We start from the raw sequence: 23,883 nt of genomic DNA, 5'->3' as shown, positions 1-23,883 counted from the left end.
GGGGGAGGCGTGGGACCTGCTGGAGGCGCAGAAGCTGATGGCCGCGGACGGCCAGAAGTTCAACATGGCCTATGTGGCGCTCCAGAACGAGATGCAGAAGGAGAGCCGCGAGCACAACGCCATCTCCAACATCATGAAGGTCCGCCACGACTCGGCGAAGGCCGCCATCAACAACATCCGCTGAGGCGCGTTCGCGATGGCCATCGACAAGTTGGGAGCCGTGGGCGGCGCGGGCGCTTCGCCCGCGGTGGAGTCCGGCAAGGAGAGCTTCGGCAGGGTGCTGGACGGCGTGCGCCCGCCCGCGTCGCGCCCCGTACCGGTGACGACGGAGGGGCCGCCGAAGCCGGTGCGGACACCCACCGAGGCCCCCGCCGGCACGGCCCGGGCGGACGGCGTGGAGCGGGCGAAGGCGGGCTGCGCGGAGGTGAAGCCGGGCGCCCGCGTGGATTCAGCCCAGGCGGCGCGGAGCCAGCAGGCGGTGGAGGTGCTGGACCGCGTAGGGCAGGCGCAGCAGCGGCTGGACCACATCCTGAAGCTCGCCGAGTCCGGCCGCACGTTCAGTCCCTCGGAGCTGCTCGCGCTCCAGGCCCACGTCTACCGCGCCAGTCAGGAGCTCGATCTCGCCGGCAAGGTCGTCGAGAAGGCCACCGGCGGCGTCAAGCAGGTCCTCCAGACCCAGGTGTGAGGAGTCCTTCGTTCCATGCGTTCCGCTCCCCTTCGTTGTCTCTGTTTCCTCCTGCTCCTGGGCACCGCCGCGTGCCGGGAGCGCATCCAGCACGGCCTCGACGAGCGTCAGGCCAACGAACTCCAGACGGTGCTCGTCGAGCGGGGGCTCGACGCACGCAAGGTGCCCGAGCCGGGCAAGAAACCCACCTGGGCCATCGAGGTAACGGACGCGCAGTCCTCGGACGCGGTGCGCATCCTGGCGGAGCTGGGGCTGCCCAGACTCGCGGCGGAGACGGGCTGCGACGTGTTTGGCGGAAGCGGGCTGGTGCGCTCCCCGCTGGAGGAGCAGGTCTGCCGTGTCCGGGGCATGGAGCGGGAGTTGGAGAAGACGCTCCAGACGGTGGATGGCGTATTGCTGGCACGCGTGCACCTGGTCGTGCCCCCGCCGCCGAGGCCGGGCCAGGCCCCCACGCCCTCGAAGGCCTCGGCCATGCTGCGCGCGGCCCCCGGAGGCGCGGAGCGCGTGCGCAAGTCGGCGGACACGCTGCGCGAGCTCATCGCGGGAGGTGTGGAAGGCCTCTCGCCAGAGGCGGTGTCGCTGCTGGTGGACGAGGTGACGACGCACGTGGAGGCTCCGTCCCCGAAGGACGGGCCGGTACCGCTGCGGCTGCGCGTGGTGCTCGCCCTGCTGGGGGTGCTGGTGACGGGACTGTCCGGAGCGCTCGTCTGGACGACGCTGCGCTGGAGGCATTACCAGTCCCTGGCGGAGCAGCCTCCGGTGGCGCCGCCTGCCCCGCCCACGCCCGCGCGGCCGGTGGTGACACCGGGCCCCACGCGCAAGCTGGCCTGAGCACGCCATGGAAGCCACACGCGTGGGACGGGCGCTGCGCATGGCCCGGAAGCTCTTGCCAGCTCGGAAGGAAGCGCCACGGGCCACGGTGGCGGACGTCACGCTGCCCGCGTTGTCGCTGCCCCTGGAGCGCATCGCGCTGGTCGTCTGTGTCCTGGCGCGGGAGCGTGCCGCGGAGCTGCTGGGCGGCCTGGCGGATGCCGAAGCGGGAAGGGCGCTGCGCCATCTCGAGCGCTTCGCCGACATGCCCTCCGCGCAACGACAGGCCAAGGTGGCGGTGGATTTCGGAGAGCGGGCGGACGCCGCGAACCGGTTGTCCCTCTTCCTGGAGGCGGCTCCCGAAGCGCTGCGCCTGGAAGCCCTGCGCGGGCTGCCGCCCTACCACCGCAGCCGGTTTCCCCAGTGGGAGGACGCTGGACCGCGGGCGGAGGCAGCACCGGCCCTGACCGCCCTCGCGGAGCGGCGCATCCGCGAGGCCCTGCGCTGAGCGGCCGGGGGCGTGGAGGGCATCCCGAACGGGGAACGCAGCATCCCGATGACGGACCTCCACCCCCAGCCAACACCCTGATTCCACGAGCCGGTCCCGCTGGCCATGGCCGTGCACAGGGGACGTGTGTCCCATCGCTGTCCCGGAGTTCCGGATGCAAACGAATCCACTCAAATCCCCCAGCGCCGCGAAGAAGCCGACGCGTCCTTTCCGCCCCGGAGCACGCCGGCTGACGCGCGCTCACCTGGTGTTGGGACAGCGGCCCCAGGTGGGGCGGTGGGGCACGGAGCTCCTGCGCGACGTGGGCGCGGCGCTGTCTCGGGACCTGGGCGCGGCGGTCAAGGTGGAGGGGCACCTGGTGGGCGCGGCCGTCCATCCGGAGCGCGACTTGGCGGTGGGCATGGTGTTCGCGCTGGTGGAGCTGTCGGCGGTGGGGGGCACCGCCATCGTGGAGCTGGAGGTGCCGTGGGTCTTCGCGGCGCTGACGAAGCTGGCGGGGACGGGACTGCGTCCGGTTCCCGTGGCGGAGCTGACGCGGCTGGAGGAGGCCACGCTGGTGTACCTGCTGCTGTCCGCCCTGTCCGCGATACGCGGGCACGGAGAGTGGGTGCGAAGGCTGGCTCCCCGCTTGTCCGCCGTGTCGATGCGGCGCGGTGACGTGCTGACGCGAGTCGACCCGAGACAGCCCTATGTGGCGGTGTTGCTGACGGCAACGGTGGAGGGCGCGACGGTCGGAGGCCGGGTTCTCCTGCCCGCCCGTGCCGTGCAGACCGCGTTTCAGGAGCTGCCCGTGGAGCCAGGAGGCGCCGTCGCGCCCCAGGTGCTGGCGGCATCGGTCCCGGCGCGCTGCCTCGTGGGGCGCAGTCCGCTGCAGGCCTCGGCCGTGGATGCGCTGGCCGCGGGAGACGTCGTCCTCTTCGAGGACGTGCGCCTCCGGGACGGCCGCGTCGAGGGGAAGGGACAGCTGATCACCCGGGGCTTCGCGCTCCGGGGCGAGTTTCTCGCGGACGGTTTTGCGACAGGGACCGTGCATTCGCACGCGGCCCGACAGGAGTCGGACATGGTGGCGACGAACAAGCGGAGCGAGGCGATGCCGCCGCTTCCGGTGGATGTGGAGATTGAACTGACGCGGCTGTTGTTGCCGTTGTCGGAGCTGGCGGCGCTGAAGCCGGGGACGCTGCTGCCGCTGCATGTGAATGCGAGCAGCCCCGTGCTGCTGCGCGTGGGTGACCGCGTGGTCGCGCGTGCGGAGTTGGTGGAGATCGAAGGCGAAGTGGGCGCCCGCATCCTGGCGTTGCTGCCGTGAGCACCTCCGTGAACACGCTGCTGTCCTCGTTCTCTCCACGCGGCCGACTGCTGTTCGCGTCAGCCCTGCTCTTGGGGCTGGCAACGCTCGCGCCACTGGGGGGACTGTCACTGGTGGGCACCTCGCGTCTGCTGATTGGCTCGATGGCGCTGGCAGGGCTGGGCTGGGTGTTGCTCCACAAAGGGCGCGCGGCGGGGAGTGCCGATGCCGCCGCTCCCGAGCCCCTGCGCATCGTCTCTCGGACGGGGCTTTCTCAGCGCTGCGGCCTCGCGCTCGTGGAGGCGGATGGACGGCGCTACCTCGTGGCCTACGGCGACGCCTTCGCGGAGATCCATGAGACCCGGGCCATGGCGGTCGTGTCCGGAGCCGTGCCCAGGCCCTCGGTGAAGCCCCGGGCGGATCTGGACCTGGAGCCGACGGTGCTTTTCCCTCGTGCTCCACAGGTCCGGGCTGCGTGCGGCGCACCCCGGAAGCGGGGTGGGGGATGAAGGCCCTCGGATTGGGATGCGGCGTGTTCCTGCCCTCGCTCGCTTCCGCGGCGGAGACGTCGTTGTCGCAAGCCTCCTATGCCGGCAGTCCGCTGGCGATGATGGGAATGCTCGCGCTCTTGTCGCTGCTGCCGTTCGCGGTGCTGATGCTGACGAGCTTCTCGAAGATCGCCGTGGTGCTCTCCCTGGCCCGCTCTGCGATGGGCACTCAGCAGGCACCGCCGACACTGGTGCTCACCGGGTTGGCGGTGGTGCTGACGGGGCACATCATGGCGCCGGTGATGGAGCGCATGTACGACGCCGGCCAGGCGGCGTACGACGAAGTGCATTCCGGAGCGCAGATCCTCTCCGCCGCGAAGCAGGTGACGGAGCCCCTGCGCGGCTTCCTCATGAAGCACGGCAGCCCGGAGGAACGGGCCCGCTTCGTGGACCTCGCCCGCGAGCTGCGTCCTCCAGAGGAGTCAGAGCAGGTTCAGGAGACGGACCTGTTCGTGGTCATCCCGGCCTTCGTCATCACCGAGCTGAAAGAGGCCTTCCAGATTGGCTTCATCGTCTTCCTGCCGTTCCTGGTGCTCGACATGGTCATCGCCAACGTCTTGCTCGCCCTGGGCATGCAGACGTTGTCGCCGGGGCAGGTGAGCCTGCCCTTCAAGATCCTCCTCTTCGTGGCCGTGGATGGCTGGGCCCTGCTCGCGCGGGGACTCATCCTCGGCTACCGGTGATGCCATGACCCAGGACGTCCTGCTCACCCTGGGGCGTGAAGCCCTGCTGTTGATGGTGGTCGCCTCGCTGCCGCCCATCGGCGCGAGCCTGCTGGTGGGCTTCCTGATGAGTCTCTTCCAGGCAACGACGCAGCTGCAGGAGAGCACGCTGTCCGTGGTGCCCAAGCTGTGCGCGGCGGTGCTGTCCCTGGTGCTAGCGGGCCCGTGGATCGCCGGTCAGCTCACGCGCTTCACCCAGCAGCTCCTCATGCTCATCGCGGAGGTGGCGCTGTGAACCCGGACGCGCTGGGCGAACAACTGCTGTCACTGGGACCGAACGTCGTCGCGGTGGCGCTGTGCGCGGCACGGCTCGTGCCCATCGCGTTCCTCTGTCCGTTGCTGGGGGGCCAGGCCGCTCCCACGACGGTCCGGCTGGGCCTGGTGCTGGCGCTGTCGCTCTTCCTGCACATCGAAGCGGGAGTGGCGTTCAGCGGCACGGTGGAGACGCCGGTGGTGATGGCGGCACTCGTGGTTCGCGAGCTGGCCTACGGAGTTTCCGTGGGGCTCGTCTCCGCACTGCCCTTCGACGCGGCGAGGATGGGGGGCCGCTTCATCGACCTGTTCCGGGGAACCTCCGCGGAGGCGAGTCTGCCGCAGGCGGGAAGCCGCGAGTCCGCCACGGGGGATGTGCTGTACCACCTGCTGGTGGCGAGGGTGGTGACGGGGGCGCTGTTTCCAGTGGTCATCTCGGCCTTGCTGCGCGGCTTCGGGGTGGTTCGGTTGGGCGCCTACGTACCCACGGAGGCTTCGGCCCTGCACGTAGTGGTGATGGTGGGCGGCGCCATGGCCACGGGGCTCGCGGTGGGGGCCCCGGTGGCCGCCGCATCGCTCGCGGTGGATTGCTTCCTGGGCATGGCCTCCCGGGCCGCGGCGCAGGTGAACCTCCAGGAACTGGGGGCGCCTCTGCGCATCCTCGGAGGCGGGGCGCTGCTGTGGCTGGGCGTGGGACTGCTGTGTGAGCGGCTGCTCGCGGGCGTGGCCTCGACGGAAGGGGCGCTGGCGCTGCTAGGCGAGGTCTCCCGATGAGCGGCGAGAAGACGGAGCAGCCCACCGCGAAACGGCTGCGGGATGCGAGGCGCAAGGGCCAGCTTCCTCGCAGCCGGATGTTGTCCTCCAGCGCGGCGACGCTGGGCGGACTGCTGGGCTTCATCGCGTTCGCACCCGAGGGCTTCGCGCGGCTGCGGGACTGGGCCGCGCGGCTGATGCTGGAGCAGACCCTCGCGGGCGCATGGGAGGAGGGGGCCTGGATTGCTGCCCGGCTGTGCGGCCCTGCCCTGGGCGGAGCCTTCGTGGCATCGCTGGCCGTCTCTTTCACCACCGTGGGCTTCGAACTGGACGCGCGCCATGCCGCGCCGAAGCTCGAGCGCATCAACCCCGCCGCGGGTTTCAAGCGACTCTTCAGCGTCCGGCCGTTGGTTGAGTCGGGTAAGGCGCTGCTCGTGGCGGCACTGCTGGGCCTCATCGTCTGGAACGAGGTGGAGACGGTTGGCCCTGATGCCCTGCGGTCCGCGTGGCTCGATGGAACCCGCGGACTGGAGTTCCTGATCGGCAGGCTGGCGGCGCTGGTGACGCGACTCGCGTGGGTGGTGCTGGGGTGCGGCGCCGTGGACTACGCGCTCGCCCGACGAAGGCACCAGCGCGAGCTGATGATGACCCGCGAAGAGGTCAAACGGGAGCACAAGGAAAGCGAGGGCGACCCGCGCCACAAGGGGCAGCGGAAGGCCCTGCATCGGCAACTGGCTCAAGGCGGTCCGGCACGCGGGGTGCAGAAGGCCACCGCAGTGATCGTCAACCCCACGCACATCGCGGTCGCGCTCCGCTACGACGCGGGCGAATGCGACGCGCCCTACCTCGTGGCCAAGGGCCGCGAACAGGACGCGCTCGCGCTCAAGGAAGAAGCTCGCCGGCAGGGCATCCCCGTGGTCCGGGACGTGCCGCTGGCCCGCAGCCTCATCCACTTCGACGTCGGAGAGTCCATCCCCGAGGAGCTGTACCAGGCGGCGGCCGTCGTGTTGCGGACCGCGATGGAGTTGCGCGAGCCGGACGACCGTCCACGGAGCCAGACGTGATGCCGCCATTCCTGAAGGTCTTGCTGAAGGCCCGCCAGTCCTCGGACGTCGTGCTCGCGGTGGCCATGGCCGCGGTGCTGGGGGCGCTCATCATCCCGCTGCCCGCGTGGCTCCTCGACGTGGGGCTCGCGGTGAACCTGGCCGCGGCGGTGGCGCTCCTGGTCGCGGCGCTGAATGCGAAGGACGCGCTGCGGGTGACGTCGTTCCCCACGTTGCTGCTCTTCACCACGCTGTTCCGGCTGTCACTCAACGTGTCGTCCACGCGGCTGGCGCTCTCCGAGGGCCATGCGGGCGAGGTCATCCAGGCCTTCGGCGAGTTCGTGGTGCGCGGCGACTACGTGGTGGGCGCGGTGGTGTTCGCCATCCTCACGCTGGTGCAGTTGCTGGTGGTGACCAAGGGCGCCGAGCGGGTCGCGGAGGTGTCGGCCCGCTTCACGCTGGACGCCATGCCCGGCAAGCAGATGTCCATCGACGCGGACCTGCGCGCGGGCGCCATCGACCAGACGGTGGCCCGGCGGCGCCGGCGCGACCTGGAGCGAGAGTCCCAGATGTTCGGCGCCATGGACGGCGCGATGAAGTTCGTGAAGGGAGACGTCGTCGCGGGGCTCGTCATCGTCGCGGTGAACCTGTTGGGGGGCACCCTCATCGGCGTCCTGCAGAACGGCCAGTCCTTCTCCGAGGCCGCCGCCACCTTCGCCCTCATCGCCATCGGCGACGGGCTCGTGTCCCAGGTGCCCTCCTTGTGCATCGCGGTGGCCGCGGGCCTCGTCGTCACGCGGGTGGCGTCGGAAAAGGAAGAGGATTCGCTCGGGACGGAGATTGGTTCCCAGTTCTTCGGCGACTACCGCACGCTGACCACCGTCGCGGGCCTGTGTGTCGCGCTGGCCTTGATGCCGGGCATGCCGCACCTGACCTTCCTCGCCCTGGCGGCGGGCCTCGGAGGGCTCGGGTATGCGCTGCGGCGTAAGGCCCAGGCGCCGGAGAAGCCCGCGTCGAAGGACGGCACCGCCCAGGGGGGCGCGGAGGCGGCCGGAGCCGCGGGCAGGCCGCCGGAAAGCGCGAAGGCGCCGGTCGGGGTGACGCCGCTCACGCTGGACCTGTCCGCGCAGCTGACGCCGCTCGCGGAGGCCGACGGAGGCGCCTTCGTGCATACGGTGCTGAACGCCGTGCGCGACGAGCTGTTCTTCGAACTGGGCGTACGCATCCCCGGCATCCGGGTGCGCACCCACGCCGCCTACCTGGGGCCGGGCGAGTACCGCATCCTCCTGGACGAAGTGCCCGCGGGTGGCGGCGTGGTTCAGCCCGGCGCCCTGTACGCGCTCGTGCCTCCCGGTGAGCTGGCCTTCCTGGAGGTCCAGGCGGAGGCGTCGGTGGAGCCCGCCAGCGGACGGCCCATCAGCCGCGTGGGGGAAGGGGCCCGCTCCCGGCTGGAGCTGGCCCAGGTGCCGCTGCGCAAGGCTTCGGAGCTCATCGCGGACCACCTGCGGGCCGTGCTCCGCCTGCGGGCCGCCGCACTGCTGGGACTCCAGGAGGTGCAGGGGCTGCTGGAAGGGCTTGAGGCCCAGTCACCCGTGCTGGTGAAGGAAGCACTGCAGAAGGTGCCGCTGCCGCTGCTGGTGGACGTGCTGCGGCGGCTCGTGCAGGAGCAGGTGAGCATCCGCGACCTGCGCGCCATCCTGGAGGCGCTCGTGGCGCCTACCACCGAAGGGGACGCGACCGCCCTGGCCGAGCGCTGCCGTCAAGCCCTGCACCGCTACCTGAGCCACCAGTTCGCGCCCACGGGCCCGCTGTATGCGTACCTCGTGGATCCGGAGGTGGAGGAGGTGCTGCGCGCCAGCGGTCCCCGGGGGCCCGCGCCGGAGCCGGAGCGCATCATGGAGATTCTGGAAGGGGTGCGGCAGATCGCCAACGGGGGCCGGGCGGTGCTGCTCGCGGCCCCGGACATCCGCCGCCCGCTGCGCAAGCTGTGCGAGGGCCCGTTCCCGGACGTGGCGGTGCTCACCTACGGCGAGCTGGACGGGGACCTGCAGATTCGCCCCATCGGCCGTCTGGCGCCGGTCGCCGTGGGGCGGTGAGGCCTAGAGGGTGCCGGTGCCGCTGCTGCCCTTGAACTCGGAGGAGGGCGGCAGATCCGACTGGGCCTGCAGCGGCGCGGGGCGGTTGACCCGGTCGCGCAGCTCCTTGCCGGTGCGGAAGAGCAGGCCGCGCTTGGGCTTCACCGGGATGACCTGACCCGTCTTCGGGTTGCGGCCCTGGTATCCCTGGTAGTTCTTCACGTGAAAGGCGCCAAGCCCGCGGATCTCGATGTTCTCCCCGCGGCAGAGGGCGTCCTTCATCGACTCGAAGATCGTCTCGATGGTCGCCTCCGCCTGCTTCTGGGTCACGCCTCGTTTGGCAACGAGGATGTTGATCAGATCGGACTTGAGCATCGGACGCTCCCGCAAACCCCGTGACCCCTTGGTGACAGGGCTCTCTGGCCCGTGGTCGAGTCGCGAATACATAACAGAACACCTCCTCCTTGCAAGCCGGGTGGGCTCCCAACCCTCTAAAAACGTTACGGATTTCCGCCAGCGACCGCTGCCTTGGGGGCCTCGGGGGCGGGCGGGGCAAGCAGCCCCGGTCGCAGCGGTATCACGAGGTCCAGCCACCGGGTGCGGCGCAGCAGGTCGACCCCGGCACAGTCGGCTGCCTGGAACAGGGGTTCGAACTGTTCGAAGCCCGGGGCCTTGGGACCCGTCCAGGTCTCCGGGCCGCCGGTGATCATCACCCCGTGCACCGCGAGCGTGAGGTCGGCGAGCGTGAGCTCCGCGGGGTCCTTCGCAGGGCGCAGGCCGCCCCGGCGCCCTCGCTCCAGCAGGCGGGCCTCCACCATCCGGTCCACCACTTCGTGCACCAGTGACTCCGGCACGCGCAGCCGCGTGGCCAGCTCCCGCGGCAGGGGCGGCGTGAGCCCATCCACCCAGCACAGGGTGACGTCCTGGGCGACGCGTGCGCCCACCAATTCATGCGCGCGCGGGTGGCTGCCAAAGGCGAAGAGGGAGCCTCGGAAGGAGACGTGCTCCACCGCGTAGGACAGCCGGGCGCCGAACAGCATCACCAGCCAGCTCACGTACACCCAGGCCAGGAACAGGGGCAGGGCGCCCAGCGACGCGTAGAGGGGGTTGTAGAGGAAGCTGCGCGCGGCGAACTCGGCGTACACCTGCTTCGCCAGCATCCATCCCAGGCCGGCCACCAGTCCGCCCGCCAGCGCCGAGCGCACGCGCACGTGGGCGTAGGGCGTCCAGAGGTACAGCAGCGTCAGGCTGCCCATGGCGATGAGCGTGGTGCCCACGGCGATGAACAACGACGCCGAGGGCGCGTAGGTCTGCAGCAGCACCCGGACACGGCCCGTGCCGGAGAAGGAGATGGCCAGGAAGATGGGGCCCAGGAGCAGCAGCCCCGCGTAGATGGACAGGCGCGTCAGCCACGGGCGCTGGCGGCGGATGCCCCACAGCTCATTCACCGCGCCGTCGATGTGGCGCAGCAGCGAGCCCGCGGACAGCAGCACCGCGAGGAAGCCCACACTGCCCACCGCGATGGAGTCGCCCGGGTGAAGGAACCGGTCGAGCAGGGCGGCGGACTCCTCGCTGACCCCTGGCGCCAGCACTTCGGAGATGACGAAGCGCAGCTTCCGCTGGAACTGATCCTGGTGGAGCGTGCGCAGCAGCACGATGCCCACGGTCAGCAACGGCACCAGCGAGAACATGCTGATGTACGTGAGCGCGGCGGCACGCAGGCGCAGGTTCTCGCCCATGAAGCCGCGCGCCACGGTGCGCCCCGCGATGAAGATGTCCGCCGCGAAGCGGCCCGCTGACGTAGCCCCGATGGGCGCCCACAGACGGGTCGCGGTCTGAAGCGCCCACGCTCGCGCTCGGACCAGGGGACGGCGGACGCGCCAGGACAGCTTCCGGAACATCCTCACCGCTGCCTCCTGGCGTGCTTCCAGCCGGGTGCGGCCAGGTCGCGGGAGTCCAGCAGCGTGCGAAGGCGCGGAGGCAAGCGGTTCATCCCAGGCGATTCAAATGGGCCGGGGAGTGGACGACCCCCGGTGTGGAACTGCCACCGTAGCCAAACTTCGCCCCGGCGAACCAGCCCGCCCCCAGTGCTGGAGCGGACGTTGTCGGCACATTCACGGGCCTCGTCCGCCTGCCTGCCCACCGTGCGGGAGGCCTGCGTCTGGCTCGATGCGCCTCGCGGTCATCGGTCCAAACCCGGAAGGGCTGGCTCCAATGCAGAAGGCCCGGCGGGGTGTGCACCCACCGGGCCTTCGCTGTCACTCACGGACCGGACTCATCGGGTCCGGTGCCGCTCACGGGCTCAGCCTTCGCTGCCCCCGCCGGACGGCTCCGATGAGCCTCCACCGGACGACGCGGGAGGCGTACCCCCGCCATTGCCGCCGTTGTGGCCACCATTGGAACCGCCTCCGCGCTCGCCGCGCTCGGACCGCTCCCCACCCCGGTTCTCACCGCCGCCGCGCTCGCCGCCACGGCCCTCACCGCCGCGGCGCTCGCGGTCTCCGCCCCGGTTGCGTTCGCCGCCGCGCTCGCTGCGCTCGGGACGCCGGCCCTCGCGACGGTCTCCGCCGCCGCGCTCGCCTCCGCTACGGTTCTCACCGCCACCGCGGTTCTCACCACCACCGCGGGCCTCACCGCCGCCACGGTTCTCACCGCCGCCGCGCTCACGGTCGCGGTCCCGGCCGCCGCCACGACGGCCCTGGTCCTGCCGGCCGCCGTAGTTGTTCTCCGGACGGCGCTGCTGCATCGCCAATTCGCCGTCACCGGAGCCCGGCGACGAGGCCACCATGTGCTCGGGGCCCGTGGCCGACCGGCCGTAGATGTCGTACTGCTCGCGGTGGTAGTTCTGCTGCGCCTTCACCTGGATGGACTTGTTGTACCGGTCCATCAGGTGCCGCAGCTCGTTGCGCTCCTCGCCCTGGAGCAGCCGCGCGACCTCCGCGTTGCAGTTGATGACGAGCGTGGAGTCCTTGTAGCCCGGCGCCTCGCGGCGGATCTCCCGGAAGATTTCGTACGCGACCGTGGTCGCCGTCTTCACGAAGCCCTTGCCGTCGCAGTACGGGCAGTCCTCGTGCAGCACGCGGCCAATGGACTCGCGCACGCGCTTGCGCGTCATCTCCACCAGACCCAGCTCGGAGATGCGCAGCACGTTCGTCTTGGCCTTGTCGCGGCCCAGCGCTTCCTGCAGCGACTTGAAGACCTTGTCGCGGTTCTGCGCCTTCTCCATGTCGATGAAGTCGCAGATGATGATGCCGCCGATGTTGCGCAGCCGGAGCTGGTAGACGATCTCCTTGGCTGCCTCGACGTTGATCTTGGTGATGGTCTCCTCGAGGCTCTTCTTGCCGACGTAGCGTCCCGAGTTGACGTCGATGGCGGTGAGCGCCTCCGCCTGGTCGATGATCAGGTAGCCGCCGCTCTTCAGCCACACCTTGCGCTGGGTGGCCCGCTGCAGCTCCTGCTCAATCCCGTAGGCGTCGAAGACGGGCTCGTCCGTTTCATGCAGCACCACGCGGTCGCGCAGCGCGGGGTCCTGCGCGGTGACGAAGCCCTGGATGCGCTCGTACTCCTCCGCGTCGTCCACGACGAGCTTCTCCACGTCGTGGGCGAACAGGTCGCGCGTGGCGCGCAGGATGAGGTCCAGGTCCGGGTGCAGCAGGCCCGGTCCGCCGCGCTTCTCGTTGCGGCGCACCACCTGGTTCCACACCTCGATGAGGAACCGGATGTCGCTCTCCAGCTTCTCCTGGGGAACGTTCTCCGCCACGGTGCGCACGATGAAGCCCGTGCCGGGCGGCCGCAGCCGGTCCACGATTTCACGCAGCCGGCGGCGCTCCTTCTCGTTGGAGATGCGGCGGCTGATGCCCACGTGGTCCACCGTGGGCATGAACACCAGGTGACGGCCGGGGATGGAGATGTGCGACGTGAGCCGCGCGCCCTTCGTGCCGATGGGGTCCTTGGAAATCTGGACCACCACCTCCTGGCCCACCTTCAGCAGGTCTTCAATCTTGTCCGTCTTGCGCTGCTTGGGCTTCTCCTTCGCTTCCTCGTCGCGCTTCTCGCGGCGGGGCGGCTCCTGGCGGCGCTTGTCCTTTTCCTTCTCGCGGCTGCGCGGCTCGCGGGCCTCGCGCGCTTCACGAGGCGTGCGGCGGCGGCTCGGCGGCACTGCCCTCCGTGGGCGCGGCGCCGGACTCGGCGAGGGTGGCGACGGTGACGCTCTCCGCGGGCGTCTCCTGCACCACCGCGGGGGCTTCCAGCTCGGGCGAGCCGTTCTCCGTCAGCGGCACCGCCACGGCGGCGGTGGACACCGCGACCTGCGGCTCCTGCGCGGCACCTTCGGCCGGGGCGGCCACGGGCTCGGCGGACGCGGCGGGCTCGGACGAAGCCTGGGCCTCCACCGGCGTCGGGGCGGCCTCTGGAGCCGGCTTCACGGCCTCGGGCGCGGCCTCATGCGGCTCGCCCTGGGGGACGGCGGCCTGGGCCTGGACGTCCAGGGCCAGCGCGCCGTCGTGGGCCAGCACCGGCTCCGGGGGGGCCGGAGCGGCCTCCGTGCCGGCGGGCAGGGCGTGCGTGGCGTCCGGGACGGTGGCGGCCGCGAGCTCCACGGCGTCGGCCTCGGACTCCGTGGGGACCTCCGGGGCGTCCTCGTGCTCGCCCTCGGTCAGCTCGAACTGGGCGCGGGCGAAGTCCGGGTCGTAGACGACGTCGCTGACATACAGGAAGGCGGCCTTCTCCAACCCGATGTCGACAAAGGCCGCCTGCATGCCGGGGAGCACCCGGACGACGCGACCCTTGTAGATGTTTCCGACGACGCCCTTGTCCTTCTTACGCTCGAGGTAGAACTCCGCGATATGGCCGCCCTCGACGAGCGCCACCCGGGTCTCCCGACCCGCGGCATTGATGACGAGCACACTGCTCATGGATGAATCCTGGTAGCGCGCGCGGTAGGGGGGACCTCACCGGACGGGAGGCGGCGAGACGCCACACCTCCGAGCACGCTGCGATGGGGGAGGCGGCCAGAGGCCCCCCGGCGTGTGCACGCCACCCGGAAGACCCGGAGGGAGAACGCATCACCTGGGTGGGGGCCGAGGACATCGCCGCCTGCTCCTCCGAGTTCATGTCGCCCCGCATTGCGACCGGCACCGTGCCGGGGGGGCTGCTTCTCTTCACGCGCTCGAGGCTTCCCCCACGCCCGTGCCGTCCGCCCCCTCTTCCACACCCGGTCGGTGCCCGTCATGTGGGTCACCTTGGGGGGGCGTCTGGGGGCCCCGGAGCAGCAGGGGCATCCGGAGGAAACCGGAAGCGCAACCCGTCGAAATTCCTGCCTGGGCCTGATGTCCCGCCAACGCGGGGCGTCACACAACCACCCAGAAACACGGAGAGTTTTCCACGCCCCTCCAGGTGTGTAAAGGCCCGATGCGCCCGTTCATCCACTGTCGGGCAGATGGAGGGCAGGCCCACCCGCCGGGTCCCCGGGCGCTCGGAAACGGACGTTCAGGCCTGGGCAGGGGCCTGCTTGCGCCCTTCCGGCTTGTCCAGCTTCCCTCGCGGACGGCGCACCAGCCGCAGGCCGGTCCAGGTCTCGTCGATGATGCAGATCTTGTTGTCCACGAGGCCAATGTCGAGCGCCGCCTGGCGCACGAAGTCCTCGGACAGCCGCGTCTTCACGCCCTCGCCGGCGGGCCAGCAGACCCAGATGCCGCCGTTGAGGGTGGTGGCGCGCGACAGCGCGGGCAGCCGCTGCACCAGCTCCGTGGCGTCGGAGGTGAAGAAGAGGATGACGTCCAGCCCCGTCTGGGCCGTGACGAGGAACTCCACCCCGTCCGGCAGCGGGTTGAGCTTCTGCACGAAGCCCCGCGGGGGGTTGATGACGGAAACCTTGGTGCCGGACCGGATGCCCAGCATGGCCGGCAGGGAAGCCAGGGCGTAGGGCGTCATGATGTGCGCTCCACGGTGAAGGTGCGGAACTCGCCAGTGGATTGCCCGTCAGTGCGCGCCACGTCCGTGACGCGCGCCATGCGGGGACCTGAGTGACACCAGCGGATGAAGTCTTCCAGCGCGCCCGGTTCGCCTTCCACCGTGGCCTCCACGGAGCCATCGCTCCGGTTGCGCACCCAGCCTGACAGGCCGAGGCGCAGCGCCTCCTGGCGGGCGCTCTCCCGGTAGGAGACGCCCTGGACCGTGCCCTGGATGCGCAGGGACACCCGGCGCTGCGTGCTCATGCCTCTGGCCTCATGCTCTGACGTCCCCTTCTAGCAGCTTCAGGAACGCCTGCTCATCCAGGATTCTTACCCCCAATTCCTGCGCCTTCTTCAGCTTGGTGCCCGCGTCCTCGCCGGCGACGACGAAATCGGTCTTGCGCGAGACACTTCCGGAGACCTTCCCCCCGCGCCGTTCGATTTCCTCCTTGGCCTGCTCGCGCGCAAGCCCCGCCATGGTGCCGGTGAGCACCACCGTCTTGCCCACGAAGGGGCCGCCCGTGGCGACCGCCGGGGGCGCCGGCCGCACGCCCGCGTCCAGGAGTGCCTGGATGGCGGCCTGGTTCTGCGGCTCCTGGAAGAAGGTGTGGATGACCTGCGCCATCACCGGACCCACGTCCTTCACCCGGCTGATGTCCTCCAGGCTGGCCGTGAAGAGCGACTTCACGTCCGGGAAGGCCTCCGCCAGGGCGCGCGCCGTGGAGTCGCCCACGTGGCGGATGCCCAGTGAATACAGGAAGCGGCGCTGGGTGGTGTCCTTGCTGCCCTCGATGGAGGCCAGGATGTTGTCCGCGCTCTTCTCCCCCATGCGCTCCAGCTTGAGCAGCGAGTCCCGGGTGAGCGCGTACACGTCCGCGAACGTCTTCACCTGCCCGGACGTCACCAGCTGCGTGGCCAGCTTGTCGCCCAGGCCCTCGATGTCCATGGCGATGCGGCTGGCGAAGTGGCGCACCTTCTCCACCAGCTGCGCGGGGCAGGACGCGCCCGTGCAGCGGATGATGGCGCCATCCTCGTCCTTGGCCGCCACCGCGCCGCACACCGGGCAGTGGGTGGGGAAGGTGAAGGGCTGCGAGTCCTCCGGGCGCTTGGACAGCACCACGGAGACGATCTCCGGAATCACGTCCCCCGCGCGGCGCACGAAGACGGTGTCGCCCTTGCGCACGTTCTTGCGGCGCAGCTCGTCCTCGTTGTGCAGCGTGGCGCGCGACACCGTCACGCCGCCCACCTTCACCGGCTTCAGGTGCGCCACCGGCGTGAGCGCGCCCGTGCGGCCCACCTGGATGCCGATGTCCTCCACCGTGGTGGACTCCTCCTCCGGCGGGAACTTGTAGGCCACGGCCCAGCGCGGGCTCTTGGACACCTGGCCCAGGCGGCGGCGCAGGTCCTCGTCGTCCACCTTCACCACCATGCCGTCCACTTCGAAGGGCAGGGCGTGGCGGCCCTTCATGGACTCGTCGTAGCGCTGGCGCACCCCGTCGGCGCCCTCCGCGGGCTGGTAGCGGTTGATGGGCAGGCCCAGCGTCTTGAGGTACTCCAGCTTCTGCGTGTGCGTCTTGAAGGCGGGCACGCCGTCGCCGGGCACGCATTCGTAGAGGTAGACGGACAGGGGCCGGGCGGCGGTCTCCTTGGGGTCCAGCTGGCGCAGGCTTCCCGCGGCGGCGTTGCGCGGGTTGGCGAAGAGCGACTCGCCTTCCTCCTCGCGCTTCTCGTTGAGCTTGCGGAAGTCCTCCTTGCGGATGAAGACCTCGCCGCGCACCTCCAGCCGCTTGGGCACCTTCACGCCGTCCTGGGGGAACAGCTCCAGGGGCAGGCTCTTGATGGTGCGCAGGTTGGCCGTGACGTCCTCGCCGGTGGTGCCGTCGCCGCGCGTGGCGCCCTGGACGAAGCGGCCACCCTCGAACCGCAGCGAGATGGCCAGGCCGTCCAGCTTGGGCTCGCACACGTAGCCCACCTGCGTGAGGCCCGTCAGCTTGCGGATGCGCTCGTCGAACTCCACCAGCCCGGCGTCATCGAAGATGTTCGCCAGCGACAGCATCTGCGTGGTGTGCACCACCTGCCCGAAGTCCTCCACCGCCGCGCCGCCCACGCGCTGGGTGGGCGAGTCCGGCGTGGCCAGCTGGGGGTGCTTCTCCTCCAACGCCTGGAGCTCACGCATCAGCGTGTCGTACTGCGCGTCGCTGATCTCCGGCGCGTCCAGCACGTAGTAGCGGTGGTTGTGGTGGGCCAGCTCCTGACGGAGCGCTCGGGCGCGGGCTTCGGCTTTCGGGAAGGTGTCCACGGGGTGTGTCCTTACCCCAATTCAAGGGCGCGGCCAGTTGCGCACGCCCCGCGTTGGAGGAGCACCACTCTACCGGCCCCACCTGACACGCCTGCCTGCCCTCACGGGAAGGGGAACCCGGGGACGCGTGTTGCAGCCAGGAAGGCGCATCCGCCGCCCCATTAGGCCCGGATTTCAGCTACATAGCGGATTCCCTGTTCGCAATCCCCCCGCCCTCCAGTGCAACCCCCTGAAAAACGGGACAGAGCCAGGCACGGATGCCTTGACAGCTCTGGAGGCGGTCAATAGTTTCCAGCGCGGTTCCTGGCGCAGGGGTTCCCCCGGCGCCGTCTCTTCCCAACCACAGGCCCACGCGCCCTCCGGTCCGCTCCCAGGACTTGGGTGGTGCTGCCCCCTGGAAGGTGCTTCCGAGCGCCGCGCGGACGGACCGCCGTCCCGCGTACAGCCTGCCCGAGCCTTCGGGCGATTCCCCCCCTTTTCCGTCTGTAGACCGTCATGGCCAAAGCCCGTTCCCCCCGAGAGAAGGTAGTCGAGCCCGCGTTCACCGCGGAGGAGAAGCCCCGCCGCAAGCGCGCGGCCGCGAAGGAGGCGGAGAAGCCCGCGCCCCGCTCGCGCCGTGCGCCCGCCCGTCGGGAAGAGGCTCCCGCCGAGGAGGCCGAGGCTCCCGAGGTCGTCGCGGAGGCGCCCCGCCCGGTGCTCACGCCCATCTCCCGCCCGGTGCGCGACGATGAGCTCCAGGAGCTGCGCGGCACGGAAGAGGAGCCGCACGCCGAGGAGGCCGCTCCAGCCGCGCCGCAGGAGTCCACCGAGTCCCCCGCCATCACGGAAGTCGAGCGTGACGGCACCCCGATGCAGGTCATCCGGCTCAATGACCTGAAGCGGATGAAGATCACCGACCTGTCCAAGATGGCCCACGACACGGGCATCGAGGGCTACCAGGGGCTGAAGAAGCAGGACCTCATCTTCGCGCTGCTGGGCGGCATCGCGGACAAGCGGTTCGAGGTGCACGCGGAAGGCGTGCTGGAGCTCTTGAGCGACGGCTTCGGGTTCCTGCGCAGCGCGGACAGCGACTACCAGCCGTCCCCGGACGACATCTACGTGTCGCCGTCGCAGGTGCGCCGCTTCAACCTGCGGCCCGGCGACACGGTGACGGGCCCCATCCGCCAGCCCCGCGAGGGCGAGCGCTTCTTCGCGCTGCAGAAGGTGGACAAGGTCAACTTCGCGGACCCCATGTCGGACGCGGCGCGCGAGCGCATCCTGTTCGACAACCTCACGCCGCTCTATCCGACGCGCAAGCTCAAGCTGGAGCACGAGTCGTCGGAGATGACCACGCGCATCATCGACATGTTCTGCCCCATCGGTCTGGGCCAGCGCTGTCTCATCGTGGCGCCTCCGAAGGCCGGCAAGACGGTGCTGCTGCAGAACATCGCGCACGCCATCAGCCGCAACCACCCGGACGTCTACCTCATCGTGCTGCTCGTGGACGAGCGCCCGGAGGAAGTGACGGACATGGAGCGCAGCGTGCGCGGTGAGGTGGTGTCCTCCACCTTCGACGAGCCCGCCACGCGTCACGTGCAGGTGGCGGAGATGGTCATCGACAAGGCGAAGCGCCTGGTCGAGCAGAAGTACGACGTGTGCATCCTGCTGGACTCCATCACCCGTCTGGCGCGCGCCTACAACACGGTGGTGCCGGCGTCCGGAAAGATTCTCTCCGGCGGCGTGGACGCCAACGCGCTCCACAAGCCCAAGCGCTTCTTCGGTGCGGCCCGCAACATCGAAGAGGGCGGCAGCCTCACCATCATCGGCACGGCGCTCATCGACACCGGCAGCCGCATGGACGAGGTGATTTTCGAGGAGTTCAAGGGCACGGGTAACTCCGAAATCGTCCTGGATCGGAAGTTGATGGAGAAGCGCATCTTCCCAACGCTCGACATCAACAAATCCGGTACCCGCAAGGAGGAACTCCTCTTGTCTCAGGCGGACCTGGTGCGCATTACGGCGTTGCGCCAGGTGCTCCACCCCTTCACCCCCATCGACGCGATGGAGTTCGTGCTCAAGCACATGCGTCCGACGGCGGCGAACACGGAGTTCCTGGGCTCGATGAACCGGTAGTCACCTCCGGCCCAAGGAGCCCCATATGCGTCGTGCCCACCTCCTGCGTTTCGTCGCCCGCGCTGTCGCGGGCCTCACCCTGGGGTTGCTGCCGGGGTGCGACATCGGGGTGGAGGACCTGCCGCTGGAGGACACCCCGCCGGTGCTCTCCAGCCAGGTCTGCTACGACGACTCGGACTGCGTGGCGAACACGTGCTGTGGTGAGGGCACCGCCATCACCCACCGCGACGTGGGACCGAACTGCGCGGGCGTGCGCTGTGACGGGACGTGTCCTCCCAACAGCGTGGACTGCGGCCGCTGCATCCCGACGTGCCGCGAGGCGCGCTGCGCCGCCGCCTGTCAGTAGCGGGCGCCCGCACTCCCCGGGGTTTCAGCCGGTCAGGCCGCTGGGGCCACGTCCACCGGCGGGTCGCGCAGCGGCAGCGTCACGCGGAAGGTGGTGCCGCCGCCCGGCGTGTCCTCCACGTCGATGCGGCCCTGGTGCGCCTCCACCACCTGACGTGACACCCAGAGCCCCAGGCCCAGGCCGCCGTAGTGGTGCGTGGACACGGCGCGCTCGAAGCGCTGGAAGATGCGCTCGCGGTCCTCCGGCTTGATGCCGATGCCGTGGTCCACGACGGACAGGCGCACCACCTCGCCGTCCGGTTGCAGCGTCACGTCCACCGGCCGGCCCCGGCCGAACTTCAGCGCGTTGGCGACCAGGTTGTGCACCACCTGGGAGATGCGTGACGGGTCGAAGGCGCCCATCACCGGGCCCTTCACGTCCACGGTGAGCGGCGTGCCGTCGCGGCGCGCCTCTTCCTCCGCGAAGCGCGTCACCTCCACCAGCAGGTCGCCCAGGTCCACGTCCGTGCGGGTGAGCTTCAGCCGGCCGCTGGTGATTTGCGACACGTCCATCAGCACGTCCACGAGCGTCGCCAGCCGCCGGATGAAGGACCGGGCCTGCTTCAGGCGCTCCAGGGCCTTGGCGGGCGCGTCCTTGCCCAGGCCCCGCTCCACCAGCTCCAGGTGCAGCTGGAAGGCCGCCAGCGGCGTGCGCAGCTCGTGCGCCGCCACGGAGAGGAAGTCGTCCCGGGCGCGCAGCGCTTCGGCCAGCCCTTCCGCGCGGGCGCGCTCGTCGGCCATCTCCCCGCGCATCCTCGCGAGCTTGAGGTTGGACGCGATGCGCGCGAGCAGCTCGCCGGCGGAGAAGGGCTTCACCAGGTAGTCGTCCGCGCCGGACGTCAGGCCCTGCACCGTGGCCTCTTCGCCGGCCTTCGCGGACAGCAGCAGGATGGGCAGCTCGCGCGTGCTGGGCGCGGCACGCAGCGCGCGCAGGAGGCCCATGCCGTCCAGCTTCGGCATCATCACGTCCGACAGCACCAGGTCCGGCGGCCGGGCCAGCGCGGACTCCAGGCCCTTCTCGCCATCCGTCACCGCCTCCACGTCGTACTCGGAGGAGAGCACGCGCTGGATGTAGTCGCGCATGTCCCGGTTGTCGTCCACGAGCAGGATGCGCGGGCGGGGCGCCGGGTTCGAGGCCTGGTCCTCCGCGGACGGCGGGTGGTGGTGCGAGGACTGGGTGCGGTCCTTGGGCTTGGAGACGCTCCACAGCAGCGCCTCCTCCACGTAGGCGGACGTGGCCTCGCGCGCCGCGGAGCGCGGCCGGGCGGTGGTGCGGATGCGCTCCGGCGGCAGGTGCGCATGGCCCAGCGGCAGCTCCACCGTGAAGACGCTGCCCACGCCCTCCGTGCTGCGCGCGGACACGGCGCCGCCGTGCAGCCGCGCGAACTCCTGCACCAGCGCGAGCCCGATGCCGCTGCCCTCCACGGTGCGCGACGGCGAGCCCGGCACGCGGTGGAAGCGCTCGAAGAGGCGGGGCAGTTCGTGCGCGGGGATGCCCGAGCCGGTGTCCTCCACCTCCAGCGTCACCCGCTGCCCGGACTCGCGCAGCCGCAGCGTGACGCCGCCCTGGAGCGTGAACTTGAACGCGTTGGATACCAGGTTGAGGACGATCTGCTCCCACAGGTCCGGCGCCACGTAGACGGGCTGGGACAGGGGCGGACAGTCCACCGTGAGCTTCAGGCTCGCGCGTTCCATGGCGGAGCGGAAGCTGGCCGCCGCGTCCTTCGTCAGCGCGGACAGGTCCGCGGGCACGAAGCGCTCCTCCTTGGGGCCCGCCTCCAGCTTGGACAGGTCCAGGAGCGCGTTCACCAGCTTGAGCAGGCGCCCCGCGTTGCGGTGCACCCGCTCCATCTCCTTGCGGACCTCGTCGGACAGCGGGCCCGCTCTCCCGGCGAGCAGGTCCTCCGTGGGGCCCAGCATCAGCGTCAGCGGCGTGCGGAACTCGTGGCTGACGTTGGCGAAGAACTCCGACTTGAGCCGGTCCAGCTCTCCCAGTTGCTCGTTCGCGACGCGCAGCTGCTGGTTGGCCTCTTGAATCTGCTGGGCGCGCCGGAAGATTTCGCCCTCCATCTCATCCGCGCGGGCCCGGAGCGCGGCGTGCTGGCGGCTCTGCTCGTCGTCCGGGTGTCTCTGGTGGATGAAGTCGGTGACGTCCTCCACGCGGTGGATGATGTGGCGCAGCGTGCCGTCCTCGCCGAACACCGGGGAGTTCAGCGGGCTCCAGTAGCGCAGCTCGAACCCGCCCTCGGCCCCGAGGCGGGGGATGTCGTACTTCTGGACCGCCATCGCGTCCGGGGCGCCCGTCTTCACCACGCGCTCCAGCGACGCGCGCAGGTTGGTCACCCCGCTGGCCCCCGCTTCCTGGGGGTTGTCCGGGAAGACTTCGAAGATGTGGCGGCCCAGGATGTCCTCGCGCCGCGTCCCCGTGGCGTGCAGGTACGAGTCCGTCACCGCGACGATGACGAATCCCGGCGTCAGCACCAGGTACGGGTTGGGCGAGGCTTCGAACAGGCTCCGGTAGTCCGGGGCCGGTGAGGGGCTGGGGGGCATCACACGTCCTCAGATGCGGAGGAGTGCCTGGAATTAGTCATCCGGCCCCGGGATGGCCAGGGGGGAAAGTGGGAGAAAACCCCCTGTTTTCAACCGTGGACGCTTCAGGCGGCGGGGGCCGCGTCCGTGGAGGCGACCGCCTGCTGGGAGACGGTGGCCACCAGCGGGGGCGGCTGGGCCTTGATGCGCGCGTAGTCGAAGCAGGCCACCGCGATGGAGGCCACCGGCACCGCGAACAGCGCGCCCCAGAGGCCGAAGAGCTTCTCGCCCGCGATGAGGGAGAAGGCCACCACCACGGGGTGGATGCGCGCGGCCTCGCCCATGATCTTCGGGTTGAGGAAGTACGCCTCCAGCGCGTGGATGCCGATGATCCACAGGAGCAGCGCCACGCCCTTCTGGAACCCATCCGCCAGCGCGATGAGCACGATGGGCACCGAGCTGATGATGGTGCCGAAGATGGGGATGAGGCTGAAGAGCGTGGCGATGGTGGCCAGCAGGAAGGCGAACTTCACGCCGAACAGCAGCAGGCCCACCAGCGTGAGGCCGCCGTTCACCAGGCAGATGGTGACCTGGCCGCGAACGACGCCGGACAGCGACTTGTCGATGCGGGCCACCAGCGTCTTCGCGTCAGGCAGGAACTCCGCGGGGATGAGCGTGCCGAAGTAGCGGCGGATGGCCTGCGCGTCGATGGAGAAGAACGCGGCGACCATCAGGATGAAGAACAGCATGAAGACGCCGGTCAGCACCTCCGTGACGATGCGGCGCGACACGTTGACGATGTCCCCCAGGTTCTCCTTCGCGAACGACGTCGTGCGCGCCACCGCGTCCGTGAACATCTGCTCCAGGTCCAGCGCCAGGCTGAATCCGCCGGTAGCGCCCGCCGCGCCCTCCATGGCCCGGTCCGACAGGGCCACGGGGATGCCATACACGTTGAGCCACTCTTCCGCGCGCTGCGCGAGCGTCTGCACGTGCTCCGGCGTGAGCGCGCTGGCGAAGCCGGCCATCTCGCGGCTGATGCGCGCCACCTCGCGGTAGAGCTGCGGCACCAGCGCGATGAAGAAGAGGTACACCGCGAGGAAGAAGCCCGTGTAGATGAGCAGGATGGCCACCCAGCGCGGCACGTAGCGGCCGGCCACCTTCAGCCGCGTGATGCGCGCCACCAGCGGCTGCACCAGGTACGCGATGAGCGCCGCGCCCGCGAAGGGCATCACCACCGAGCGCAGGGCGAAGAGCGTCACCGCGAGGGCCACCCACAATCCGGCGAGGAGGAGCAGGCGCTTGCGGCGTTCGTCGGGGGCGGTGGCTTCCACGGGCTGCGACATGCACCCGGGCTTAGGGCAGCAGCCTCCCTCCTGACAAGCTCCCGACTTAAAGCTTCTGGTGGGCCCGGGCTCCTATGCCCCCCAAGGGTCGGGAATGGCCTGGAATGGACTCAGGCAGCCGGTCAGGCCTGGGGCAGCCGGGCCCGCTCGCCCAGCCGGGCCTCCAGCCGGTCCAGGCAGTCGCGCATCAGGGGGCGCTTGATGCGGCCCTGGGTGGCCTCTCCCAGGCCCAGCATCTGCTCCGTCAGCCAGCGAGTGAGGAAGAGCAGGGGGACGCGGTCGTCGGGGACCAGGCCCCGCTCCAGGTAGCGCTTGTTGCGGACGTAGTCGTCGAAGGCGTCGAACTCGCGCGCCAGGTCCCACTTCGCCAGCCGCAGGGCCTCCGTGTAGACGGCCGGGTCGGGGCGCCGGGTGGCTTCCTGGAACAGCGGGGCGAATTCCCCCAGGGTGGCCGGGTCCAGGTCCTGAACGGGCGGGGGCCAGGACTCCAGGTCCTTGGCCAACAGCCGTGACACCTCCTCCAGCAGGTGGTCCAGGAGGGTGACGGGCTTGAGGTCGAAGAGGTGGTCCCAGCGCGAGGGCAT

The 23,883-nt window shown here is 70.4% G+C and carries 20 protein-coding genes and 2 pseudogenes; 13 read left to right on the top strand and 9 right to left on the bottom strand.

Annotated elements, in window-relative coordinates; genetic code table 11:
- The 11 genes and pseudogenes from D7W81_RS03150 to D7W81_RS03100 all read left to right on the top strand — a co-directional run.
- Positions 1-184: pseudogene (locus tag D7W81_RS03150) on the top strand (hypothetical protein); the annotation flags it as partial.
- 12 nt (positions 185-196) lie between these two features.
- Positions 197-685: an ATP-dependent helicase HrpB gene (locus tag D7W81_RS03145; protein WP_120553811.1), complete on the top strand. Its 489-nt coding sequence runs from the start codon at positions 197-199 to the stop codon at positions 683-685.
- Positions 686-700: 15 nt separating this feature from the next.
- The gene (locus tag D7W81_RS03140; protein ID WP_120553810.1) at positions 701-1,516 is read left to right on the top strand and encodes a flagellar M-ring protein FliF; all 816 of its coding nucleotides are present in this window, start codon (positions 701-703) and stop codon (positions 1,514-1,516) included.
- 7 nt (positions 1,517-1,523) lie between these two features.
- Positions 1,524-2,003: a hypothetical protein gene (locus D7W81_RS03135; protein ID WP_120553809.1), complete on the top strand. Its 480-nt coding sequence runs from the start codon at positions 1,524-1,526 to the stop codon at positions 2,001-2,003.
- Positions 2,004-2,157: 154 nt separating this feature from the next.
- On the top strand, positions 2,158-3,309 hold the full coding sequence (sctQ, locus tag D7W81_RS03130) for a type III secretion system cytoplasmic ring protein SctQ (RefSeq protein WP_244226934.1): 1,152 nt from the start codon (positions 2,158-2,160) through the stop codon (positions 3,307-3,309).
- Positions 3,306-3,797, top strand: coding sequence for a hypothetical protein (locus D7W81_RS03125; protein WP_208721136.1), 492 nt, complete (start codon positions 3,306-3,308; stop codon positions 3,795-3,797). The genes sctQ and D7W81_RS03125 overlap by 4 nt, the downstream gene beginning before the upstream one ends.
- Positions 3,794-4,519, top strand: a complete 726-nt coding sequence (gene sctR, locus D7W81_RS03120; RefSeq protein ID WP_120553807.1) for a type III secretion system export apparatus subunit SctR — start codon at positions 3,794-3,796, stop codon at positions 4,517-4,519. The genes D7W81_RS03125 and sctR overlap by 4 nt, the downstream gene beginning before the upstream one ends.
- 4 nt (positions 4,520-4,523) lie before the next feature.
- On the top strand, positions 4,524-4,793 hold the full coding sequence (locus D7W81_RS03115; protein WP_120552868.1) for a flagellar biosynthetic protein FliQ: 270 nt from the start codon (positions 4,524-4,526) through the stop codon (positions 4,791-4,793).
- On the top strand, positions 4,790-5,584 hold the full coding sequence (locus D7W81_RS03110) for an EscT/YscT/HrcT family type III secretion system export apparatus protein (RefSeq protein WP_120553806.1): 795 nt from the start codon (positions 4,790-4,792) through the stop codon (positions 5,582-5,584). Before D7W81_RS03115 ends, D7W81_RS03110 begins: the two co-directional genes overlap by 4 nt.
- Positions 5,581-6,627 (top strand): EscU/YscU/HrcU family type III secretion system export apparatus switch protein, encoded by a 1,047-nt coding sequence (locus D7W81_RS03105; RefSeq protein WP_120553805.1) that lies wholly within the window; start codon positions 5,581-5,583, stop codon positions 6,625-6,627. Before D7W81_RS03110 ends, D7W81_RS03105 begins: the two co-directional genes overlap by 4 nt.
- Positions 6,627-8,702: a flagellar biosynthesis protein FlhA gene (locus tag D7W81_RS03100; RefSeq protein ID WP_120553804.1), complete on the top strand. Its 2,076-nt coding sequence runs from the start codon at positions 6,627-6,629 to the stop codon at positions 8,700-8,702. The genes D7W81_RS03105 and D7W81_RS03100 overlap by 1 nt, the downstream gene beginning before the upstream one ends.
- 3 nt (positions 8,703-8,705) lie before the next feature.
- Here D7W81_RS03100 and D7W81_RS03095 read toward each other — a convergent pair whose 3' ends face one another.
- The 6 genes and pseudogenes from D7W81_RS03095 to ligA all read right to left on the bottom strand — a co-directional run bounded on the left by D7W81_RS03095 (position 8,706) and on the right by ligA (position 16,931).
- Positions 8,706-9,056, bottom strand: a complete 351-nt coding sequence (locus tag D7W81_RS03095) for an HU family DNA-binding protein (protein WP_043321998.1) — start codon at positions 9,054-9,056, stop codon at positions 8,706-8,708.
- A 125-nt stretch (positions 9,057-9,181) separates the two neighbouring features.
- Positions 9,182-10,582 carry a YhjD/YihY/BrkB family envelope integrity protein gene (locus D7W81_RS03090; RefSeq protein WP_167508027.1) on the bottom strand — a complete coding sequence of 467 codons (1,401 nt, stop codon included), beginning with the start codon at positions 10,580-10,582 and terminating at the stop codon, positions 9,182-9,184.
- A 401-nt stretch (positions 10,583-10,983) separates the two neighbouring features.
- Positions 10,984-13,594 (bottom strand): annotated as a pseudogene (locus D7W81_RS44010) (Rne/Rng family ribonuclease).
- Positions 13,595-14,168: 574 nt separating this feature from the next.
- Complete coding sequence (locus tag D7W81_RS03080; protein WP_014398919.1) at positions 14,169-14,612, bottom strand: DUF3052 family protein; 444 nt, start codon at positions 14,610-14,612, stop codon at positions 14,169-14,171.
- Entirely contained in the window at positions 14,609-14,896 is a 288-nt protein-coding gene (locus D7W81_RS03075) for an acylphosphatase (protein WP_120553803.1), read from the bottom strand. The genes D7W81_RS03080 and D7W81_RS03075 overlap by 4 nt, the downstream gene beginning before the upstream one ends.
- A gap of 10 nt (positions 14,897-14,906) precedes the next feature.
- Entirely contained in the window at positions 14,907-16,931 is a 2,025-nt protein-coding gene (gene ligA, locus D7W81_RS03070) for an NAD-dependent DNA ligase LigA (RefSeq protein WP_120553802.1), read from the bottom strand.
- A gap of 495 nt (positions 16,932-17,426) precedes the next feature.
- Between ligA and rho the strand changes: the two genes are divergently transcribed.
- A complete protein-coding gene (gene rho, locus D7W81_RS03065) occupies positions 17,427-19,043 on the top strand; it encodes a transcription termination factor Rho (protein ID WP_120553801.1) in 1,617 nt (538 codons plus the stop codon).
- Positions 19,044-19,068: 25 nt separating this feature from the next.
- Positions 19,069-19,389, top strand: coding sequence for a hypothetical protein (locus D7W81_RS03060; protein ID WP_120553800.1), 321 nt, complete (start codon positions 19,069-19,071; stop codon positions 19,387-19,389).
- Between the two features lie 32 nt (positions 19,390-19,421).
- On the opposite strand, the gene D7W81_RS03055 is transcribed toward D7W81_RS03060, so the two are convergent.
- The 3 genes from D7W81_RS03055 to D7W81_RS03045 form a co-directional block, all read right to left on the bottom strand.
- Entirely contained in the window at positions 19,422-21,977 is a 2,556-nt protein-coding gene (locus D7W81_RS03055) for an ATP-binding protein (protein ID WP_120553799.1), read from the bottom strand.
- Positions 21,978-22,081: 104 nt separating this feature from the next.
- A complete protein-coding gene (locus tag D7W81_RS03050) occupies positions 22,082-23,299 on the bottom strand; it encodes an AI-2E family transporter (protein WP_120553798.1) in 1,218 nt (405 codons plus the stop codon).
- A 122-nt stretch (positions 23,300-23,421) separates the two neighbouring features.
- Complete coding sequence (locus D7W81_RS03045) at positions 23,422-23,883, bottom strand: hypothetical protein (RefSeq protein WP_120553797.1); 462 nt, start codon at positions 23,881-23,883, stop codon at positions 23,422-23,424.

This window comes from Corallococcus aberystwythensis (genome assembly GCF_003612165.1).
In the GTDB taxonomy this organism is placed as follows: domain Bacteria; phylum Myxococcota; class Myxococcia; order Myxococcales; family Myxococcaceae; genus Corallococcus; species Corallococcus aberystwythensis.
The sequence above is the reverse complement of the archived record's forward strand: the minus strand, read 5'-3'. Positions and strand labels throughout refer to the sequence as shown.

Bases quoted from the DNA above. Each gene is read 5' to 3' on its own strand.
- D7W81_RS03145 (WP_120553811.1), top strand. From the start codon at position 197: ATGGCCATCGACAAGTTGGGAGCCGTGGGCGGCGCGGGCGCTTCGCCC.
- D7W81_RS03140 (WP_120553810.1), top strand. From the start codon at position 701: ATGCGTTCCGCTCCCCTTCGTTGTCTCTGTTTCCTCCTGCTCCTGGGC.
- D7W81_RS03135 (WP_120553809.1), top strand. From the start codon at position 1,524: ATGGAAGCCACACGCGTGGGACGGGCGCTGCGCATGGCCCGGAAGCTC.
- sctQ (WP_244226934.1), top strand. From the start codon at position 2,158: ATGCAAACGAATCCACTCAAATCCCCCAGCGCCGCGAAGAAGCCGACG.
- sctR (WP_120553807.1), top strand. From the start codon at position 3,794: ATGAAGGCCCTCGGATTGGGATGCGGCGTGTTCCTGCCCTCGCTCGCT.
- D7W81_RS03115 (WP_120552868.1), top strand. From the start codon at position 4,524: ATGACCCAGGACGTCCTGCTCACCCTGGGGCGTGAAGCCCTGCTGTTG.
- D7W81_RS03105 (WP_120553805.1), top strand. From the start codon at position 5,581: ATGAGCGGCGAGAAGACGGAGCAGCCCACCGCGAAACGGCTGCGGGAT.
- D7W81_RS03100 (WP_120553804.1), top strand. From the start codon at position 6,627: ATGCCGCCATTCCTGAAGGTCTTGCTGAAGGCCCGCCAGTCCTCGGAC.
- D7W81_RS03095 (WP_043321998.1), bottom strand. From the start codon at position 9,056: ATGCTCAAGTCCGATCTGATCAACATCCTCGTTGCCAAACGAGGCGTG.
- D7W81_RS03090 (WP_167508027.1), bottom strand. From the start codon at position 10,582: ATGTTCCGGAAGCTGTCCTGGCGCGTCCGCCGTCCCCTGGTCCGAGCG.
- D7W81_RS03080 (WP_014398919.1), bottom strand. From the start codon at position 14,612: ATGACGCCCTACGCCCTGGCTTCCCTGCCGGCCATGCTGGGCATCCGG.
- D7W81_RS03075 (WP_120553803.1), bottom strand. From the start codon at position 14,896: ATGAGCACGCAGCGCCGGGTGTCCCTGCGCATCCAGGGCACGGTCCAG.
- rho (WP_120553801.1), top strand. From the start codon at position 17,427: ATGGCCAAAGCCCGTTCCCCCCGAGAGAAGGTAGTCGAGCCCGCGTTC.
- D7W81_RS03060 (WP_120553800.1), top strand. From the start codon at position 19,069: ATGCGTCGTGCCCACCTCCTGCGTTTCGTCGCCCGCGCTGTCGCGGGC.
- D7W81_RS03055 (WP_120553799.1), bottom strand. From the start codon at position 21,977: ATGCCCCCCAGCCCCTCACCGGCCCCGGACTACCGGAGCCTGTTCGAA.
- D7W81_RS03050 (WP_120553798.1), bottom strand. From the start codon at position 23,299: ATGTCGCAGCCCGTGGAAGCCACCGCCCCCGACGAACGCCGCAAGCGC.
- D7W81_RS03045 (WP_120553797.1), bottom strand. From the start codon at position 23,883: ATGCCCTCGCGCTGGGACCACCTCTTCGACCTCAAGCCCGTCACCCTC.